General features: G+C 41.9%; 16 protein-coding genes. 3 read left to right on the top strand and 13 right to left on the bottom strand.

Features of this window, described 5'->3' with window-relative positions:
* Positions 1 to 411 precede the first annotated feature (411 nt).
* From ACO6V5_RS23845 to rlmE, 4 genes are all read right to left on the bottom strand, one after another.
* Positions 412 to 1,767, bottom strand: a complete 1,356-nt coding sequence (locus ACO6V5_RS23845) for an AAA family ATPase (RefSeq protein ID WP_422135256.1) — start codon at positions 1,765 to 1,767, stop codon at positions 412 to 414.
* Positions 1,760 to 2,713, bottom strand: coding sequence for a reverse transcriptase domain-containing protein (locus ACO6V5_RS23840; RefSeq protein ID WP_422135257.1), 954 nt, complete (start codon positions 2,711 to 2,713; stop codon positions 1,760 to 1,762). Before ACO6V5_RS23840 ends, ACO6V5_RS23845 begins: the two co-directional genes overlap by 8 nt.
* A 439-nt stretch (positions 2,714 to 3,152) precedes the next feature.
* Positions 3,153 to 5,141 (bottom strand): ATP-dependent zinc metalloprotease FtsH, encoded by a 1,989-nt coding sequence (gene ftsH, locus ACO6V5_RS23835; RefSeq protein ID WP_422137037.1) that lies wholly within the window; start codon positions 5,139 to 5,141, stop codon positions 3,153 to 3,155.
* Between the two features lie 324 nt (positions 5,142 to 5,465).
* Positions 5,466 to 6,086: a 23S rRNA (uridine(2552)-2'-O)-methyltransferase RlmE gene (gene rlmE, locus ACO6V5_RS23830; protein ID WP_422135258.1), complete on the bottom strand. Its 621-nt coding sequence runs from the start codon at positions 6,084 to 6,086 to the stop codon at positions 5,466 to 5,468.
* A 262-nt stretch (positions 6,087 to 6,348) separates the two neighbouring features.
* On the opposite strand from rlmE, the gene yhbY reads away from it, so the two are divergent.
* Positions 6,349 to 6,654 (top strand): ribosome assembly RNA-binding protein YhbY, encoded by a 306-nt coding sequence (yhbY, locus tag ACO6V5_RS23825; protein WP_422135259.1) that lies wholly within the window; start codon positions 6,349 to 6,351, stop codon positions 6,652 to 6,654.
* A 35-nt stretch (positions 6,655 to 6,689) separates the two neighbouring features.
* Here the strand turns inward: yhbY and ACO6V5_RS23820 are convergent, their stop codons facing one another.
* Positions 6,690 to 7,331 (bottom strand): hypothetical protein, encoded by a 642-nt coding sequence (locus ACO6V5_RS23820; protein WP_422412826.1) that lies wholly within the window; start codon positions 7,329 to 7,331, stop codon positions 6,690 to 6,692.
* Positions 7,332 to 7,725: 394 nt separating this feature from the next.
* Here ACO6V5_RS23820 and ACO6V5_RS23815 point away from each other — a divergent pair, with 394 nt between their 5' ends.
* Positions 7,726 to 8,610 (top strand): trypsin-like serine protease, encoded by an 885-nt coding sequence (locus ACO6V5_RS23815; RefSeq protein WP_422412824.1) that lies wholly within the window; start codon positions 7,726 to 7,728, stop codon positions 8,608 to 8,610.
* 241 nt (positions 8,611 to 8,851) lie between these two features.
* On the opposite strand, the gene ACO6V5_RS23810 is transcribed toward ACO6V5_RS23815, so the two are convergent.
* The gene (locus ACO6V5_RS23810) at positions 8,852 to 9,343 is read right to left on the bottom strand and encodes a CPBP family intramembrane glutamic endopeptidase (protein WP_422412822.1); all 492 of its coding nucleotides are present in this window, start codon (positions 9,341 to 9,343) and stop codon (positions 8,852 to 8,854) included.
* Positions 9,344 to 9,902: 559 nt separating this feature from the next.
* Here ACO6V5_RS23810 and ACO6V5_RS23805 point away from each other — a divergent pair.
* Positions 9,903 to 11,111 (top strand): hypothetical protein, encoded by a 1,209-nt coding sequence (locus tag ACO6V5_RS23805; protein ID WP_422452509.1) that lies wholly within the window; start codon positions 9,903 to 9,905, stop codon positions 11,109 to 11,111.
* A gap of 120 nt (positions 11,112 to 11,231) precedes the next feature.
* On the opposite strand, the gene ACO6V5_RS23800 is transcribed toward ACO6V5_RS23805, so the two are convergent.
* From ACO6V5_RS23800 to carB, 7 genes are all read right to left on the bottom strand, one after another.
* Positions 11,232 to 12,290, bottom strand: coding sequence for a hypothetical protein (locus ACO6V5_RS23800; RefSeq protein WP_422135264.1), 1,059 nt, complete (start codon positions 12,288 to 12,290; stop codon positions 11,232 to 11,234).
* Positions 12,291 to 12,454: 164 nt separating this feature from the next.
* Positions 12,455 to 13,513, bottom strand: coding sequence for a hypothetical protein (locus ACO6V5_RS23795; protein WP_422138863.1), 1,059 nt, complete (start codon positions 13,511 to 13,513; stop codon positions 12,455 to 12,457).
* Positions 13,514 to 13,687: 174 nt separating this feature from the next.
* Positions 13,688 to 14,254, bottom strand: a complete 567-nt coding sequence (locus ACO6V5_RS23790; protein WP_422135266.1) for a hypothetical protein — start codon at positions 14,252 to 14,254, stop codon at positions 13,688 to 13,690.
* A 292-nt stretch (positions 14,255 to 14,546) separates the two neighbouring features.
* Positions 14,547 to 15,617, bottom strand: a complete 1,071-nt coding sequence (locus ACO6V5_RS23785) for an SPFH domain-containing protein (RefSeq protein WP_422135267.1) — start codon at positions 15,615 to 15,617, stop codon at positions 14,547 to 14,549.
* Positions 15,618 to 16,062: 445 nt separating this feature from the next.
* Complete coding sequence (locus ACO6V5_RS23780) at positions 16,063 to 16,908, bottom strand: hypothetical protein (RefSeq protein WP_422135268.1); 846 nt, start codon at positions 16,906 to 16,908, stop codon at positions 16,063 to 16,065.
* Between the two features lie 218 nt (positions 16,909 to 17,126).
* The gene (gene greA / locus ACO6V5_RS23775) at positions 17,127 to 17,603 is read right to left on the bottom strand and encodes a transcription elongation factor GreA (protein WP_422135269.1); all 477 of its coding nucleotides are present in this window, start codon (positions 17,601 to 17,603) and stop codon (positions 17,127 to 17,129) included.
* Positions 17,600 to 20,821, bottom strand: a complete 3,222-nt coding sequence (gene carB, locus ACO6V5_RS23770; protein WP_422135270.1) for a carbamoyl-phosphate synthase large subunit — start codon at positions 20,819 to 20,821, stop codon at positions 17,600 to 17,602. The genes greA and carB overlap by 4 nt, the downstream gene beginning before the upstream one ends.
* Between the last annotated feature and the right edge of the window lie 56 nt (positions 20,822 to 20,877).

Raw genomic sequence — 20,877 nt, 5'->3', positions numbered from 1 at the left:
CTGAATCGCTATATGGATATGATTGCCATGTGCCAAAAAAGCTTCCGTAGACCGACCTCTTCACCTTAAAAATACTTATCCAGCAGGTCAGTAAGGCATTTGCGGGGAGGGCTGGGTTGGTAACGTGAAAATCACGGGCCAATAAAGGGATATTCATAATAAGTCTACAAGTTGTCAACTTATTTCAGGACGGGACACATCATAAAAAAAAGGGATCAATGTTAGCCAGCGGGTTCACGGATAACACCATCCCGAACCATCTACAAAGCAAGACTCAGTCCCTGATCCAGATCCTGGTAACGACAGCTTTGACAAAAGGATTCTGGAATAGTATTCAATATTCCCATGACCAGCGCTTGGTCAAAGGTCAGAGTTTTTCTGGAACAATTCAACTTACTTTTTTAAAAAACGCTAAGCACCACCCAAGTTCAAGAACAAGTCAATTTCGTTGACTAACTTTCTAGTCTCTATTTCATTATGCTCAACGATTAATAGGTATAACTTATTGAGATTTAGACCTTTATCCGCTACCAAATACTTCCAATACGATTTTGAAGCTTTCTTGGCCTGACTCGACTCCTTATAGGAAGGGAGCTTGACTTCTGGAAACAACTCATCTCGATTCTCATAGATAAATAGCTCTAGATCCTGAACAGGAGAACAAAGTATTCTTGACTCACCACTGTAACCTTTGCACATTTCAGAAAACACATCCCTGTCCACAATAGCTAAAACATTCTTAGAATCTGAAAAAATTTGATCACTATCATTTTTTTCAACAATCATTCTCAACTGGTTGACACCACCCAAACCAATCGTTTTATGCTGATAATATGGAATTATTGAGAAATGTCTGATAATGAACTCTATAAAACCTTCCAATACGGAATCTTCTGTTAAGATGTAACGATCAAACCCTTTAAATCCGTATAGGTCAGCCTTGATATAGCCAAATGAACGCTGCTCCAAGCTCACTTGATCATTGTTACTCTCAAGGTAATACAGCCCTCCATCATCTACAGTATTCATAAAAGCTAACGAATGAGAAATAACAATCAAGCGTGAATCGCGTTGTCGTAACAAAGACTTTAAAGCATGGAATAATTTCACCTGTGCAGCCGCATCCAGAGCTACATCCAACTCATCAACAATAATGAGCTTTGCCTTTGATGTCACAAGCCTGAATATCTGTATAAGAAAATACTCTCCAGAGCTTAAGTGATCTTCGCGTATATAGGTAGCATCGTCTTTTGGAATGAAATAATAATTCTTTTTCCCTATATTAATCATTTTCAGGTTATCAAACTTATCATCCCCATAAACCTCATGAAGAAACTTGATTAACTCTTCAGCCCTCTCATAATCTTGAGTTGCATTACGAACAGATATTTCAGAGTTCTGAGCTGCTATTGCTGAAAAATGCTGAAACCTTTGCCCATCAGGAATAGGTAACTCCGCTAAAATCGCTCCCTCTTCAGGCAGAAAATCTTTAGTGTCAATTACACCCAATTTACTTTGATAGGCATAAGAAAAGGGAGAAAAACCATCTAGATCAAATTTAATTTCACTTCCTTCGCTTATTGCTTTATGCACGGTAGAGCTTTCAAAAACCTTTGGATTTACGATAGTTTTAAATGCTTTAACCAAAGTTGTTTTACCTACACCATTCTTTCCAGTAACAACTATTATATTCGAGTCAGGAAAGTCAAAACTAACTCGCAACTCCGAGACATTTTTAATGTTTCGAATTACAACAACATCAGCCATGCCACTTATCCTCCATCAAAGAACGTAAGGCATAAGCACCATATTTTCTTTGCAATTTTTCCAGATAGCCTGGATCAATGGATCTGGCATAGTGTAACAAACCAAATAAAGAATGTTCCTTTCCAGTCAACGTCTCATCTAAAACCCGGTTAAAACGTTTTCTATCAGTCACATAAAAATGTAATAACATTTCAAGCTGTCTTTTATACTTAGAATCGATTGTGACTTTCCCTCCTTGAGTCACAACAAGCCCTAAAACTTTAACTTTATTCCCTGTATGTGTGAAACGAGTTTTATCATCATTCAACGTCAGTAACGGTGAAGCATTAGAATCCAGTAGAAGCTGAATAGTTTCAGATAAATGTTCAAAACCATCGAAAGTCTTAGCAGAGATAACAATATCGTCAGAGTATCGAGTATAGGTATAACCCCTACCAGCACAATAAACACTCAATTTTTGATCAAAACTCAATAAGAAAGCATTACTTAGTTGAGGCGACGTAGGAAACCCTACTGGTAAAGACCCCTGCCATGTCATCATGCCCACTAACAGAGGTATATACTCTTTTATGTCTGATATCGGTACATTAGCTTCATTTCTGGCTAATATTTCTCTGACATCGACGTTTGAAATATTCGAGAAAAAAGCCTTAAGATCCGTCATAAAAAAATGAGAGTTGCCTGCATGAGCCTGAACAGCCGTAAGAGCACTTTTACCTTTGACATATGAATGGACAACATCATCAGCCCTCTTGAGATACCTCAAGATAACTTTATCAATAAATCTGAGATACTTTTTGAGTTTTACCGATGGGCGGAAAAGATCCCGAGAATTCGCAGAAAAGGCTAGCACCTCCTGACTCTGACTCATTACACAAAAGTCATTGAAAGATTCTTTCTCATGAAACACTGCATTAAATGCCTGCTCCAGCGTTCTTTTGTTCACGCAACCTCCCGACAATATGCAAAAACACATTCTCCCTAATAACAATAAGCTACAACATATCAGTATTGATATATACAAAATGCAAAAAGAAACGATAGAGTACAGGGACGACAGTCAGAATAGATTAAAGACAAACTAGCCAGAGAGGGTAGCAGTATTTTCAACCATCAACCCTCTCAAAAGAGGGTCGTGGAAGAAATGACATGAAGGCCACTAGGGACCAGCTTTACGACTGGAGCTACTCCTAGTCACTGGTAGCAAGAAGTATAGCTTCAACACTTATTTAAGGTCAATCTACAGCAACTTCATGCATTACTGTCATTTTTTGCCCCAAAAAAAGTCGGACTCAGCACAAACCAGCCAACAAACTTAGCCTCTTCTCAAGCCATACAAAAAAGGCAGGATAACAATCCTGCCTTTTTTGTTTCATAAGAAGGGATCAATGTTCGCCAGCCGGCCCACCAATAGGTCCTTTCTTATCATCATTGTCGCTGTTGGCATTATTATCACCGTCAGCACCTTTTGACTTGGATGCTTCAGGAGTCTCTTCTGCCTTGATACCCGCACCACCATCACCGTTGGATGAAGAGCCGGAAGATTCCTTGGGTGGCCGAGGCTTCTTGCCTTCCATAATGTCATCAATCTGATCAGTATCAATGGTTTCGTATTGCATCAATGCATCAGACATCAGATCCAGCTTGTCGCGGTTTTCCTTTAGAAGTCTCTCAGCAGTGTCATAGCACTCATCAATGATGCTGCGCACTTCTTCGTCGATCATCTTGGCAGTTTCGCCAGACACATTCATGCGTCCGCCACCACTGCCGTAGTTCTTGCCCAGAAACACTTCTCCTTCTTCATCATCATACTGAAGAGGACCCAGCTTCTCGGATAGACCCCACTTGGTCACCATATTCCTGGCAATCTGGGTTGCACGCTGAATGTCATTGGAAGCACCAGTGGTGACACCCGATTTACCCAGGGTCATTTCTTCGGCGATACGACCACCGAACAGTGAACAGATCTGACTCATCAGAGCCTCTTTGCTCTGACTGTAACGGTCTTCCTCGGGCAGGAACATGGTGACACCCAGTGCTCGACCACGAGGAATAATGCTGACCTTGTATACAGGATCATGATCAGGCACCAGACGGCCAACAATAGCGTGACCGGCTTCATGATAGGCCGTATTTCGTTTCTCTTTCTCACTCATCACCATGGATTTGCGCTCGGCACCCATCATGATTTTATCTTTGGCAAGATCGAACTCATGCATACCTACCGTGCGCTTGTCGGCGCGGGCAGAGAAAAGTGCCGCTTCATTGACCAGGTTGGAAAGATCTGCACCGGAGAAACCGGGAGTACCACGGGCAATCACTGCCGGCTCAACGTCATCTCCAATAGGCACCTTGCGCATATGAACTTTCAGGATCTGTTCACGACCACGGATGTCTGGCAGACCTACCACAACCTGACGGTCAAAACGGCCGGGACGCAGCAGCGCCGGATCCAGTACGTCGGGACGGTTCGTTGCCGCAATTACGATAATACCGTCGTTTGCTTCGAAGCCATCCATTTCTACCAGTAACTGGTTAAGTGTTTGCTCACGCTCATCATGACCACCACCCATACCAGCACCACGGTGACGACCTACAGCATCAATCTCATCGATGAAGATAATGCAGGGTGCCTGCTTTTTAGCTTGTTCGAACATGTCACGGACACGGGAAGCACCCACACCCACGAACATTTCAACAAAATCAGAACCAGAGATGGTGAAGAACGGAACCTTGGCTTCACCTGCAATAGCCTTGGCCAGCAGAGTTTTACCAGTACCCGGAGGACCTACCATCAGGACACCACGGGGAATGCGGCCACCCAGACGCTGGAACTTGCCCGGGTCTTTCAGGAAATCCACCAGTTCCTGTACGTCTTCCTTGGCTTCTTCAACACCCGCTACATCAGCAAAAGTCGTCTTGATCTGATCTTCCGACAACAATCGGGCTTTGCTCTTGCCAAAGCTCATTGGGCCACCACGGCCACCGCCGCCGCCCTGCATCTGTCGCATAAAGAACATGAAGACGGCAAGAATCACCAGAATCGGGAAACTGGCAACCAGCAACTGTGTCCAGATGCTCTGCTTTTCAATAGGTTTGGACTCAATTTGAACATTGCCGCGCAATAGCTCGTCCATCAGCTGATTATCGGGCACTGCCGGGGGCAGGTTGGTCTCAAAACGCTCACTGTTGTTCATGAGTCCAGTAATGGTAAACCCGTCAATCACTACCTTGCTGACCTGACGGTTTTCTACTGCACTGATGAAATCTGAATAACTGAGCTTCTGAGTAGAAGACTGCATACCATCGAAGTTTTTGAATACGGTCAACAGCACCAAGGCAATGATGACCCATAAAATCAAGTTTTTTGCCATATCATTCAAAGGGCTACCCTCACTTGAGCGTACTGAAGCCTGTGGCTAACGGTTTTAAAGGGCATAATTACCGGCTCTGCTCTCTCTTATGGTTAATCCGCAGCTTCTACCATACACGAATGGCAGTGAGGGTGACAGTCATCAGCTGGCTATTGGGCAGATAGAAAAAATCTATAATGCCGACAGGTCTGCTTGAAACTGCGCTGCGACAAGGTTTTTCGCGTTTACCTAACGGGTTGTCAGGTTTCTGTCAAGATTCGATAGCGTTTAACCATCACCCTTGAACAGACAAAACATTGCAACGTCCAGGTTAAAGCAATGTTCTCAAGATACAAAATTTCTGGCCAGCAGAAACACCTCTCTGGATCGTGCTCTTGAGGAGCCCGGTTTTCGGGTAATCACTTTTTGGAATGAGGTTTTCATATCCTTGTGATACTCCTGATACCCTTCACCCTGAAATGTTTTGGTCAGAAAAGAGCCATTTTTTTTCAGCACCTGTCTGGCCAGATCCAGAGCCAGCTCAGCCAGATACATAGCTCTGGGCTGATCAACCGCCAGTGTACCACTCATATTGGGGGCCATATCTGAAATTACAAGGTCTACTTTATCACTTCCGATCGTCTCGAGGATTTTTTCCAGTACAGCGTCCTCGGTAAAATCGCCCTGAATAAAATCGACTCCGGCAATGGGGTTCATGGGAAGAATGTCTGAAGCCACCACACGACCGTTATCCCCTACCATTTCGATAGCCACCTGAGACCAGCCGCCAGGAGCCGCCCCCAGATCAACGACCTTCATCCCCGGCCTGATCAGCTTGTCCTTCTCCTGGATTTCAATCAGCTTATAGCTGGCCCTGGATCGATAGCCGTCTTCCTGTGAACGCTTTACGTATTTGTCTTCAAAGTGCTCCTGCAGCCAGCGGGCACTGCTTTTGGATCTGGCCATTTCTACCTTACATTACCTAGCTTAAAAAGCATTATTCATGACTACTGGACTTGTGAGCCACAGAGAATAAAGTACAATGATGAACTTTTGATCAACAGTTTCCAACCCGGTTTTTCCCAATCTTATAAAAACCGGGAAACGAGCCCCGATTCAGGTCTGTAAAATACAACCTTGTTTAATCGCTCATCAGGAATCTGTTGCCCGATTGCCATGGCTGTAGGCAATCGGCTTACTGGATAAGCAGCCTCAGGATTCTGAAATCATGAGCATTAGTTCTGAAAAAAAGAGACACTACCGTTCCCTCGGCCATAAACTGAAGCCTGTTGTCATGGTAGCGGGCAACGGTTTGAGTGACGGCGTTATTGAAGAAACACAGCGCGCCTTGCACGATCACGAGCTGATCAAGGTGAAGTTTGCAGTAGGTGACCGTGAAGTCAAGAAAGAAGCTATTAACGAGCTGTGCAACCAGACTCAGGCAGAACTGATTCAGACCATTGGTAACATTGCTCTTATCTTCAAAGAGAATAAAGACGCCAAGCCCAACCTGTCTAATATCAAAAGCTTCTGACTTTTGAGGGTGCCTGTATGTTTCAGGCGCCCTGATCAGTTCTTTTTCGTATAACTTTCAAAATGAGCTTTAGCTTTTAGATATTCCATACCTCCAGGGAAGCCTTTGTTTTTGTCTGGGGGTAATAGTAAAAGCTCTCGTAAAACTTCATTGTTTTTTCTTTTCCACTTAATTTCATACCTTGGCAATATAAGTGACAAGAAGTCTCCCGCCTCCTTTGTAAATCCAAACCAACGGCCTGTAGCCCAGTACAAATCATCATCCAAGCACACATGTATTGAAAATTTTAAACATTCATGTTTTATTGTATTGAATATAGGGAAGGAACCAAAAAATCCGTTCAAATAAAGATTTTCAGGCAAATCAAAACTAAAAAACATGCAACCTCCTCCGTATGCAGAATTTATTTCTGAGACAGAATTAATTTCCAAATAGCTATATTCAAAAAAGTCGTTAGATAATTCTTCAGGCAACTGCTTTATAAGGTGAAGATCTATTCTGCTTCCCGCATCATCTTCCAAATAAAATTTATTCTCAGATTTATTACCTTGTTGTCTGATTTCTTGTCTTGTCGTTTCGCTTAGCTTTAAAATCAGATAACCTTTTTCACATTGGTCAGGAGAAGCCTTAACTGCGCTGACCACTGCAAAAAATAATAAAAAGAAAAAGTAATACATTGTTGATACCTTTCTGAATCAATATAACGGGCCTGTAGAAAAAACATTTCTAAGGCTACTCTCTCCAAGACACTCACTTTGAATATTAATTTAATCCTTTTGCAGTCATCCAATTATATCAAAGCCGCTCTATCAGATTAAGCACTTGTAAACTTCTCTCTCAGAAAACCGTATGCCCATCAAGTGGATCTGGAAGTATTGAAAGCAGAGTACGGTGTGAGGGATTATCAGGGTTTCCTGACTTCTGAGAGAGAGTGTTTCAAACGCAAAATTCGTTTCAGCCTCTCTTGAAGATAACAGCTTTTATGGTGATTTTTTCTAAGAATTCGTTATATTGCCAAATCAGGGAAAACAGCTAATCTTGAAATTTTGCAAGTTGATGGATTGATTTTTCATGAAAGCAGCGTGTAAAATTTTTGTCCTTGTAGCTCTTTCATCAATTTTACAGGCTCAGGGAATTGTAAAAAGCTACTCTCATACAAGTATTAAAGTACCAATTAATAAATACCCTTGGATAATCCAGACAATCAATCAAAGGGGTCGTCAGTCCAGCGGATTTTTAATCAACAAACGATATGTATTAACAGCGGCACACGTAGTTGATAATATTGAGAAAAGGAGATGCTTATCTATACACTTTCTTAATTATCAAAACCCATTCTTCATACAGATAAATAGAATCGCATTATCCCCTTTATATAATCACAATAAAAATATATTTAATGACATCGCTGTTCTTGAATTATCAACTCCTGTTGAAGAAAAACTAATACTATCATCAACCCCTGCTATTGACTTTCAACCCTATACATGTAAAGAGCTATACAGTTTTCAGAGTCTCATTGGTTCAGGATATGCAATGCGAACTTCTCTGAGAGAAGCTAATTTAACATGGGAAACAAATCAAGAATGTGCTGAGCCTAATGGTCCTTATAAATACTATTTATCCTATGATGGCTACTCTGAAAGAGGCGATTCAGGCTCGCCATTATTCTATTGGGAAAATAATTCTTACCATGTTTTAGGCGTAGCAATTCAAAGTTTGTTTTGCAATAACTGTGGTAACATTTATGAAACTATGATGCATAATGTTGATTTCATACAAAATGCAACAAGCCACTTCCAAAACTCTGAAGATGCAGCTCAATTTCAACCCCAAATCGAGTGGATTTCTTTAGAATGCCCACCGGCTTCAACTGCCTCATCAACATCAAAGGCTTCAACGACTATGCTTTTTTTAGTTGTGTTTTTAACACATTCTACATGGCATTTACGATAGTAAGTACTCAGCCATACAGAATCGAATATTTCTGGCTTATTGGACAGGTGCTCTACAAGGCGCAACGACGGGAACATAGAAAGCTATGTGACCAGAGTTACAACGCATCACGACTGCATGGATGCAGGAGCTAGAGCAACGCAGGAGCAGTTGCCGCGAGTGCCTGAACAATAAGTCAGAAAATATCATTTCGTATGGTTGAGTACTTAACTATCTTGCTTTCACAAGCGTCAGTTGCCTTTTATCTTTTAAGGTAGGGTCTCAGAGCAAGCCAGATAAGATTGTGTGTGGCATGACAGGTGATTACAGCGATTGGACCATGATGGTTATATATATATGAAAAGTAAAAACCTGCTACTGTAGCACTAAAAGCTTGGACAGTTGACCAGTTTGGACCTAATAAATGACAAAATCCAAAAAAAATGTTGCTAAAACATAAAGAGAGATCACTGGCAATACAACGTTGGCTGACAAATAAAGTATCAATGAATGATCGGGGACGGCACAATCTTCGGCACAGGACATAATTCAGCATTGGCTGCAAATAAAAGCGAAAAAAGACTTCTTCCATGGCTGACCCAACAACAAGCGCTAAACCCCTGATAAAAACAGGCCGACTGGTTGCACAATCATCGCATATCCTTTGACCTTCAGGAAGGAATATAGAAGCTATCGGGACTACAATGCAAGTTGAAAAAGTAAATTCAATGGTACCACAGATCACACCAATCATTATCTGTCTGCTTATGATCCTTACTGAAGACTCTGGTTTCTCTTCATAGACAGAGCTTGCGATTAATGGGCACAGCAAAAGTGTAATAAGTAGAAAAGTTTTCATTGGCAGCTATTCATATACAAATCAGGAAGTTTAGCATCTAAAAAAAAATTCCGGCATTAAATCCAACTGAAACGAGAGCCATATTCCTAAAGCTCGTCAGAAACGCTGAAATGGTCCTCTTCTTCGAAACCTTGAAGGTGAAGCTCGTGTTCGTAAAGACGTTACGGATAATCCAGCATCTTTGATATGCTATAGCGGGATACAGACAGCATTTTTATAATCGAGTTCAATGTCATTCAAGCTTCAATAAGCGATCGCCGGTAGAATACGAGTTGACAACTTAGCTATAGACCTATGTCGATTTTTTCGGGGTCTATTTTATCGGGGAAGATGATAGTTCATTGTATTCGCCTCCTTTGCTGCAAGTCTTAGACACAAGATAACGCTTACAACTTTGAACTAAAGAATAAAAAAATTGTCTAAATGATAAATGGATAACAGGGATGTTAATAAAATGAACCATATTTCGTCTTTATCATTATCAACAGAGAACGTACAAGCAAGTTATAATCTGGAGCCTGAAACCAGGCCTCCTTGTAAGTTTGCTGGGTTTAATGTTTCCAGAGTTGCTGACAGACTTGCAAACCGATTTCCAATTTCAAAATTAGAAAATCATTCCCTGAAAAGTCATTTCTGGTTTACAAATGAAATTTCATCAGTTTATGCATGCGAACATGTTTCGTTAGCATCAACTATTGCTGGGATTCGTAACTCACCCCCAGTAAATGAAAGAAGAGTATCCATTGTAACGGGTGAGTCAGGTTTACTATCTTGTATACCAGAGCTTTCAAGAATATCAAAATTGATCATACAAGTTGACTGCGACCCTGTTCTTTTAAAATTCATTGAAAAAATATTGGAAAAATTGACCTTCTTAACTTTAATCAATCCCGAAATTTTTGATGAGTTAGTCCAGTCATCTTTAGAGCTTTTAAAGAAATCAGGATGTATAGCAGACGAAGTAGAATCAGAAATTTTAGAATCAGCGGCAATGTATAAAGAAGCAATGGGAGAGCTACACTGTCTCTCATCGCAAAGCAGATTAGAGGAATTCAAATCAGCTTTAAGTGAATGCCGTATACAAGCCATAGAGGCAAACTATTTCTCAAAAGATGACATGGATAGTCTAATTAAAATACTGGTAGAGGAAAATCTAGAAGTCTCTTATTTTAACATATCTAATGTAATTGAATACTTTGGTAACTTCTATTCGATGAACCCTTTCAATGGTTTAGTTCAAGGCGTGGAAAACACTAGATACATTAGAGCTATTCCACTGGCTGAAGATGCAATTTGTGCTTATTCATCTCTCATTTCAAGCCAAGATCACACCGGGACTTGCACAAGAAACGAATTATTTGAGCGTTTGTATCAATTAAATAAATCCAAGACTTTTCGTAAAATTGCACGCTATGCTCGTCAATCCAGATCAGATGTAAAAGATACAATCTCTGCTTGTGAACATTTAACCAAAGTCAGATTGATAAATGCTGAGACAGCCATAGACTTTTTAAGGTTGATTTTGGCACACATTACTAAGGAGGAATCTATAATTCTATCTTCCCGATCCAGTGATATTGATCGCAGCTTGAGTGAAAATACTGTTTATAATGATCAAGACAGAATAAAATTTATGCAGATAATCAGAGCCGCAGAGAGTTAATAGTTTTGATCTTAAATGACAGGCCTCCAGTAGAACACGAGATGGACAACTTTGCTACATGTCCATTTTATCTCGAGAAAATCATTACGTTCGGCAACTAGCGCTTTAAAGGTTTATGCTTCAAAGCTTATCATCGACGAGAACAGCCCCCATAGATGATAACTCATCAGGTGTGAATCGATGAAAGTCTTTAGGTGTTAAATTTTTTGTCAATTCCTTTAGCAAAACGGGGTAACCAAGAGTTTCTCTTAAATCGTTGAACATTAATTGCTGGTCACTAAATTCACTTCCTGGTTGGCCCTGTTCAATAGTATCTGCCTGCCAACCGTGATCTTCTAATATTGCTCCACTGTGAAAAAATTTGTTTGCACCTGACAAAAACAATATTACCCCGCCAGAATAAACGAGACTGTCTTTTCCTATGTATGTATCTAAAGAGAAATATCGAACAAGTAAAGCTGCCTCGAACACAAAAACTGCGTCGTTAGTTCCGGGTATTTTATCTAAATACAATTGTTCGATAACAGGAAAATATTGTCGCAATAAGGCAATAAGATGAGGTGTATTCTTATGCAGTTTTCCAGAAAGCGATGCTACTTTTTCAGAAGCATCTACCTTTACTCTAATTCTCGATAAATACTTTGAAAATCTATTTTTTATAAAAACTTGATCCATAGGAATGCCAAGTTCTGAAAGGACTTCTGGAAAAGCCATTGCCAAATGCTTATTCTTTAATTTATCTTCGAGCTTATTAATATATGAGCTTGAAAATCCTGAATCTTTCATTACAAGAATAAGATCATAAACATCTGGGAACACGATCAATCCATCATTAAAGACTACAGCTGAATACTCAGTTATATCTTTTGAAAACGTTCTATTTTGATCACGCACGACTACAAATAATCTTTCTGTAGATTTGCCATTACTTAGCCTTTTGGACAAAGATCTAATCTCTAAGAAAGATGATTTTATAGAGGCGTTTATTTTCTTCTCTTTCAATGGGCGTTTTTCGATATTGGACAGAATCTTTTTAGCTTTTTCTTCGATAGACAGAGGTTCCTTAGTACAAATGGCCTCTGACCTGTAGCCTTTGTAGTTATCACTTACAAGACACGGGTATGAATAACTTGAGAACGCCAGAGAAAGAATTAATAATAAGTAAGTTTTATTTTTCATAGGTAAACATCCTTTTAATTTTGATCATATATCTTTGATTATGTGTGTTGCAATGACCGACCTAAAGTAGAACACGAGATGGTTAACTTAGCTAGTAAACCTATGTCTATTTATCCTGAGAAAATCATTACATTTCGTCAACCGGCGATTTGAAGGTTTATGCCTCAAAGCTCATCATTAACGAGAACAGCCCCCATAGATGATAACTCATCAGGTGTAAATCGATGAAAGACGTCAGGTGTTAAACTTTTTGTCAATTCCTTAAGCAAAACAGGGTAACCAAGAGTTTCTCTTAAATCGTTGAGCATTAATTGTTGGTCACTAAATTCACTCCCAGGTTGACCCTGTTCAATAATTTTTGCCTGCCAACCGTGATCTTTTAATATTGCTCCACTGTGAAAAAATTTCTTCGCACCTGAGAAAAACAATATAACACCCCCAGAATAAACCTGACTGTCTTTTCCTATGTATGTGTCTAAAGAGAAATAACGTACAAGTAAAGCTGCTTCGTACACAAAAACCGCGTTATTAGTACCGGGTATTATATCCAAATGTAGTTGTTTGATATCAGGAAAATGACATCGCAATAAAGCAATAACATGAGGCGTATTCCTATGCAACATTCCAGAAAGCGATGCTTCTTTTTTAGAAGCGTCAATCATTACTTTAATTCTCGATATATACTTTGAAAATCCATCTTTTATAAAAATTTGATCCATAGGAATGCCAAGATCTGAAAGGACTTCTGGAAAAGCCATTGTCAAATGCTTATTCTTTAATTTATCTTTAATTTTATTAATATATGAAATTGAAAATCCTGAATCTTCCATTACATGCATAAGATCATATGCATTCGGGAACAGGACCATCCCATCATTAAAGAGTACGAGTGAATACTCAGTTATATCCTTTGAAAACGTTCTATTTTGATCGCGTACAACTAAAAATAACCTTTCTGTAGATTTGCCATTACTTAGCCTATTGGTCAAAGATCTGATCTCTAAGTAAGCTGATTTTATGGAGGCGTTTATTTTCTTCTGTTTCAATGGACGTTTTTCGATATTAGCCAGAATCTTTTTAGCTTTTTCTTCGATAGACAGAGGTTCCTCAGTACAAATGGCCTCTGACCTGTAGCCTTTGTAATTATCACTTACAAGACACGGGTATGAATAACGTGAGAACGCCAGAGAAAGAAATAATAATAAGTAAGCTTTATTTTTCATGGATTAGCATCCTTTCAATTTCTTTGATCATACATCCTTTGACCAAAACTCTTGTAAAAAGTTCCCTTGTTTAATATATCAATAAGATAATAGAATCCTTGTGAACTACCTCAAGATACATGCCACCTGACAATGAATCCGGCATCACCTGTCCCCATAAACTGACTCAATAGGTTAACTGCTTGAATTGACTGCGCATTCGTATATTATTTTCACACTATTTGAAGGCGCCGTATCATCCACAACTGTCAGGGTAAGTGCATTATTTTCGATAATAAATGTTATTGAGTAAGTCATTTCATTGTTTACTTTAATAGTCGAACGGTAGGTTCTATCCGGAACTGTTGTTGTAAATCCCGCTTCGCAAGCTGGGTTACTGCATGTACAAATAGCATTCTTACCTTGTATCCAGTCTTTAAAATTTTCAAAAACACCTGCACTCATTTCAGAACCAGTTAAATAAAGCAACCCTTTGTTCAATTCAATTTCATTTCTTAAGAAAACTTTAACCATTCGGCCAAAATTAGACTGCCAGCCATCTTTGTTTGCAATATAAAATGTGCGCCCCTCACTCGTTTGAACTTTTTTTCCACCTTCATAATCAAGAAAATTGATCCATTCAGGAATATTGAATTCAAGCCAACCAGATTTATATACAAGCTTGGGGTTTATAAACCGTTCATTTGAAAGTGCGACATGACAAAAACATAGAGCAAAAAAAAAGAAGTAATGTTTTTTCATATTCAATACTCTACTACTTGGAAAATCATCAGTTCTGCAGCTTTACCGATTTTCATGATCATATTCCCTGCAGCTCTACAGCATTTAAAAGTTGCATAAGCATTGATGTTGCCAGTAAGGCTTAAATTGGCAAAATCCATAACCAGAAAAGAGCAAAGAAAAGGATATCTGCAAGTTCTGTGTATCAATCAACCTTGTCCAAGCTGACAGGGCTTCGAAGTTAGTAAATGGGTAGCTCATTTCGCTCTCCACCCCGTCTGCCAGCGTTAGCTGACTCTAAAAGATACTTGCGTTAATTTGCAAACTTTCTTACTTCTTCTGAGTCGATAAAGCTTGGATATACAGTTTTAGGAATATTTTCGCCAAAATATATCAGTTTAGAGTTGTTATTTCTCCAAAATGCCTCTGCCTGTTTTAGATCAACATATAAAGGTGTAATGAGCCTTTCATTGGCTATTGCTTCTTGCAGCGTAGCATTGGCACGAGCTTCACCACTAACTTGTATTACATAGGCTTCAGCTTCACCCTTTTGCCTGAGTATAAGCGCTTCTGCTTCAGCGTCTTCACGTAACTGATGAATTCTAACAGCCACTCGAATCTTCTCTAATTCCATTTTATTTTTTTCTTCAGCAAGTTTTTTTTCATTCTCTATTTCAGCTACCATTTTATCTGTTTGAGCCTTTTTTGACCGTCCCAATTGTTCGGTTTCAGCTTCCTTTAATTTCCTGGCTTGAATTTGTGAAACAGCTACAAGCTTGCTTTTCTCTTCCACAATAACTTCGTAGTTTTTTCTTATGTTTCCCGGAAGAACGGGCTTAGAAACAACTACTTTATTTATTTTTAATTTAGAATTACTTTTTGCTTGCTCTTCAACCAGATGTTGTAACAAAAAATCGTTTATAGTAGGAAACTTATCAATATATATTTCCTGTGCTGTCATAGTCGTACACAGCTCTGTTACAGCCTGAATTGTAGGTTCTGTTATTAAGTAATGATCATAATCTTCTCCAAAATTTGAGACAATATTTAATACCTCTTCTTTATGGAGCTGATTATAAACGGCAATTCTAGGAAAATGGATTGTGAGACCGTCCATAGTACCACATGCTATATCCTCAATAATATCTATCTGTGGTCTTACATTTATTCGCATTCCTTTGGTAACAGGCCATGTGAATAATCTGTGTATTCCCGGCTCATAAACCTCCTTATAAAATCCACCTCTGAAAAAAATACCAACACTTCCTTCTGGTACCGTATATGTAAAAGGCATCCAACTGTATAACCAGTGAACTGAAATTTCATCAGAAAGGGCAGATTCAACACAAAGTAATGAAAATATCAAGGCAGCTATTTTTCTCATAATCCAAGTTTCCAAAAATTTTGAATTTTCAGCTACAAGATAGCAAAGCTGACATGAGGTATCGGATTATTTTAAAAATAAAAAAGTACGCTTCTGACTGTCTTCACTTTACAAATACACCGAATTCAAAGCCAACAGTATAGACATAACTCTGACCTCTGATTATTTATCGGAAGTCGAAGAAAGAATGTTGCAATATCAGTCAAAGGAAAAGCCTGATTTCGTTGATGTTATTCGTGGCAGCAGCAGTGTCCTGAAGGTGCTTTGAACTATTGAAGCAATAAAAGCTTTTGAGCCCGCTCAAGGATAAGGTTCCACAAGAGCTATTCAGAGAAATGAGAGAAGACTTATCAGTCAAATATTCGATACTCTTACCGTTATGAAACTGGAGAATTTGAAGGTGTGAGCAGCTGATCATCTCACACCTTCAAGTTCTGAGTGTCAATCAGAGCAAGCAGGCCAGAAGGGTGATGCCGACAACGGCAAGCACAATACCTAAAACAATCTTCAGTTTACGAGCTTTTTTAGCGGACTTTTGCGCTGAATCCAGAGAATCCCCGGCATCTTTGACATTCTCACTGCTTCGAGTGATATTATCTTCAATCCGGCTCACTTCCTCACCCTGTTTATGAACCAGATCTTGCAGTGTATGCATCATCCTGCACACATCAGCAACATCTTTTTCTATTTGGATCATCTGCTGATGTCGATTGCGTAGCTGGCCCAATTCATCAAATTTAATGTCCAGCAACACCTTCTGAAGACTGTTGGCAGCCTCGTGGACATGGTTATCAGCTGCAGATGACGCATCAAGCAGATTGGCCGCTGTGTTCAGTTTCTCAAGAATTTTGCCCGCCTCTGGATGATCCTGAAGCTTTTTTCTGGCATCGTTTAGCAGATCTGTGGTTTTCTGCTTCATAGCCACCAGATCCTGCCCGGAATGTGCCCGAGAGCAGTCACTTTTGAGACTCTCAAGTCTGGTTGCCAGATCGTTGCCATTGTCACTGCCCGACTGGGCAGGTTTTGAAACCGGCCTGATAACACCTCTTTCTGAAGGCGGTCTGGCAATAGCACGCTCTGAAACCTGTATGGTGCCGTCTGAGCTGATTGAGCTTTGCTCAGAGTAGTGGGTGTGCGAAAAGTCGCCGCTCTTCATATGGCCATAAGCGTTTTTGAGCTTACCGACCGTATGGCGTCCAAGCTTGGAGACAGCGCTTCCAAATTGCTCCAATTTTACGGCAATCGTTTTCTTACTGAATGGCACTGAGCCTGTTTCCAGAAAATTCATCATAACACTCCCTCCATGAATCCTTGTTGTATTGTTTTTCTGGACACAAGAATGCAATCAATGGCAGGAAAGGTCACTAACAGGCATGTCAGTTATGCTGACATAGCTATGAAAACCCACTGGCCAGGTACTTATACACAGAGGATGAGAGCTTCAGGGAGCGCAGAGGGGGAAACCAGCTTCTCTGCACAGGCCTTGACCCATGCAGAGAATCGAGATCTTCAGATGTGCTTAACCTCATCGATCTCATATTCAACATTGCCAGATGGTGTATTCACAACCACCACGTCACCTTCTTCTTTACCAACCAGGGCACGGGCAATCGGTGAGTTTACAGAAATCTTGTTATCCTTGATCTCTGCTTCATCATCACCCACGATCTTGTACTCAACTTCATCGTCCGTATCCAGATTAACCAGTACAACCGTAGTACCAAAGACAACCTTACCGGTTTTCTTGATCGTAGTAATATCGATAACCTGAGCGTTGGATAACTTGCCCTCAATATCGTTAATACGACCCTCAGTAAAACTCTGCTGTTCACGGGCTGCGTGATATTCAGCGTTCTCTTTCAAGTCCCCCAATTCCCGGGCCTCGGCAATTGCCTGGGAAATGCGTGGTCTTTCCACGGTTTTCAGTTGAGCCAACTCTTCTCGGAGAGCTTTTTCGCCCTCCACTGTCATTGGATATCGATTCATCCAGTCTTACCTTCGTGTAAATCCTGAAGTCTTCTGACTGTTTTCTCCGAACCAAAAGCAATGGCCCGGGCAATGGCTTCCGCACCTGCCATGGTAGTGGTGTAGAGAACCTTATTGGTCAGGGAAGATCGGCGAATTTTATAGGAGTCTGCAATGGCCTGACGACCTTCGGTAGTATTGACCACAAAGGCTATATCACCATTGACGATGCTGTCCACCATATTTGGTCGACCTTCCATCACCTTTTTGACCCGGGTCACGGGCAGACCGGCATCTTCGATCACCTGGGCAGTACCACTGGTAGCCACCAGTTCAAAACCGGTATCCATTAACAGACGGGCGATACCAGGCACCATGGGCTTGTCCTGATCACGGACACTGATGATGACACGGCCACCTTCCGGCAGTGCCATATTTTCAGCCAGCTGAGCCTTGTAATAGGCTTCAGGGAAAGAAGCACCAACACCCATCACTTCTCCAGTAGACTTCATTTCAGGGCCAAGAATCGGGTCCACACCCGGGAACTTGTTGAATGGGAAGATGGCTTCTTTCACGCAGAAGTATGGAGGCACGATCTCTTTGGTAAACTCCAGCTCTTCCAGAGTCTTGCCCATCATGACACGAGCGGCAATCTTGGCCAGGGAGTGACCAATGCACTTGGACACAAAAGGCACTGTACGGGATGCACGAGGGTTAACCTCGATCACATAGAGTTCACCGTCCTGCAACGCCATCTGAACATTCATCAGACCAACAACACCCAGTTCCATAGCCATGGCTTTCACCTGCCCACGGATCTTGTTCTGGATACGGGGACTCAGACTGTAGGGAGGCAGAGAGCAACCGGAATCACCCGAGTGAATACCTGCCTGCTCAATGTGTTGCATGATGGCACCAATGACCACACGCTCGCCGTCGCATACTGCATCGACATCCACCTCTACGGCACGGCTCAGGAACAGGTCCAGCAGTACCGGACTGTCATTGGAAACCTGAACGGCTTCCTTCATGTACTTTTGAAGTTCATCTTCGCCTGCCACGATTTCCATGGCACGACCACCCAGGACGTAAGACGGACGCACAACCAGCGGATAACCAATTTCCTTGGCTTTAGTTACAGCTTCTTCAGCACTGCGCACGGTAGCGTTTGCAGGCTGCAGCAGACCCAGCTTCTGGATCATGCCCTGGAAACGTTCACGGTCTTCGGCACGGTCAATTGCGTCCGGACTGGTACCGATAATTGGCACACCCTCAGCTTCCAGAGCACGAGCCAGCTTAAGAGGAGTCTGACCACCGTAGTGAACAATCACACCCTTGGGCTTTTCAACATCAATAATGGCGAGAACGTCTTCCAGAGTAACTGGCTCAAAGTACAGTCGGTCAGAAGTGTCATAGTCTGTAGAAACCGTTTCGGGGTTACAGTTAACCATGATGGTTTCGTAACCGTCTTCACGGGCAGCCATGGCGGCATGCACACAGCAATAATCGAATTCGATACCCTGACCGATACGGTTTGGACCACCACCGATAACCATGATCTTTTCATTATCGGTTGGCACAGCTTCACACTCTTCCTCGTAGGTGGAGTACATGTAAGCTGTCGTGGAGGCAAACTCGGCCGCACAGGTGTCCACACGTTTGAATACCGGCTTTATGTTCAGCTGACGACGATGGTTACGCACTTCTGTTTCAGCGACGGCCATCACTTCAGCCAGACGTGCATCACTGAAACCCTTGCGCTTGAGTCTGAACAGAGTGTCGGCATCCAGTGCAGACAGATCTTTACCAACCAGGTTTTGCTCTTCTTTAACAATGTCTTCAATCTGGACAAGGAACCAATGATCGATCATGCAGCTGTTAAAGACTTCCTCACGTGTCATACCGGCACGAAAAGCATCTGCCACGTAGTAAGGTCGATCCGCTTTTGGAACAACCAGCTCTGCCTTGATCTTGTCGATAGCACCTTCATCAGAAACATCCAGCATTGGATTGAAACCAGTAACTCCGGTTTCCAGACCACGAAGGGCTTTTTGCATGGACTCCTGGAAAGTACGACCAATAGCCATGACCTCACCCACCGATTTCATCTGGGTAGTGAGGCGGTCGTCAGCCTGAGGGAATTTTTCAAAAGCAAAACGGGGAATCTTGGTAACGACGTAATCGATGGTAGGCTCGAAAGAAGCCGGGACCACACCACCGGTAATTTCGTTTCGCAGTTCATCCAGGGTATACCCTACGGCCAACTTGGCGGCCACTTTGGCAATGGGGAAGCCAGTCGCTTTGGAAGCCAGAGCGGAAGAACGGGATACCCGGGGGTTCATCTCGATTACGACCATACGGCCGGTGTCCGGGCAAATACCGAACTGAACATTGGAACCACCGGTTTCAACGCCAATCTCTCGCAGCACAGCAACAGAGGCATTACGCATGATCTGATATTCTTTATCGGTCAGCGTCTGGGAAGGAGCGACTGTGATCGAGTCGCCGGTGTGAACGCCCATTGGGTCAAAGTTCTCGATAGAGCAGACAATGATGCAGTTGTCATTACGGTCACGGACCACTTCCATCTCATACTCTTTCCAGCCAATCAGGGATTCATCGATCAATAGCTCACTGGTGGGTGACAAATCCAGACCACGCTTGCAGATCTCTTCAAATTCATCCTTGTTATAAGCAATGCCACCACCGGATCCACCCATAGTGAAAGAAGGACGGATAATACAGGGGAAGCCCACCTGATCCAGCACAGCCTGAGCTTCTTCCATGGTGTGAGCAATGCCGGAACGAGGTGTTTCCAGACCAATGTTCTTCATTGCCCTGTCAAACATTTCACGATCTTCAGCCTTATCGATGGCATCACGGCTGGCGCCGATCATCTGGACATTATATTTTTCCAGAACGCCCTTATGGAACAGATCCAGGGCACAGTTCAGAGCGGTCTGACCGCCCATGGTAGGCAGTACCGCATCCGGACGTTCTTTCTCAATGATCTTGGCGACGGTTTCCCAGCGAATGGGTTCAATGTAAGTCGCGTCTGCCATACTGGGGTCGGTCATGATGGTGGCCGGGTTAGAGTTCACCAGAATGACACGATAACCCTCTTCTTTGAGGGCTTTACAGGCCTGGGCTCCGGAATAGTCAAATTCACAGGCCTGACCGATGATGATAGGACCCGCACCCAGGATCAGGATGCTTTCAATATCTGTACGTTTCGGCATCGTTGCTCTCGTAACTTGTCTCAGGCTTGCGGAGTTCTTCGCTCACGAAAGCCTGT

It is taken from the genome of Endozoicomonas sp. ALD068 (genome assembly GCF_049310145.1).
In the GTDB taxonomy this organism is placed as follows: Bacteria; Pseudomonadota; Gammaproteobacteria; order Pseudomonadales; family Endozoicomonadaceae; genus Endozoicomonas_A.
This window is presented reverse-complemented; position numbering and strand designations above follow the sequence as displayed.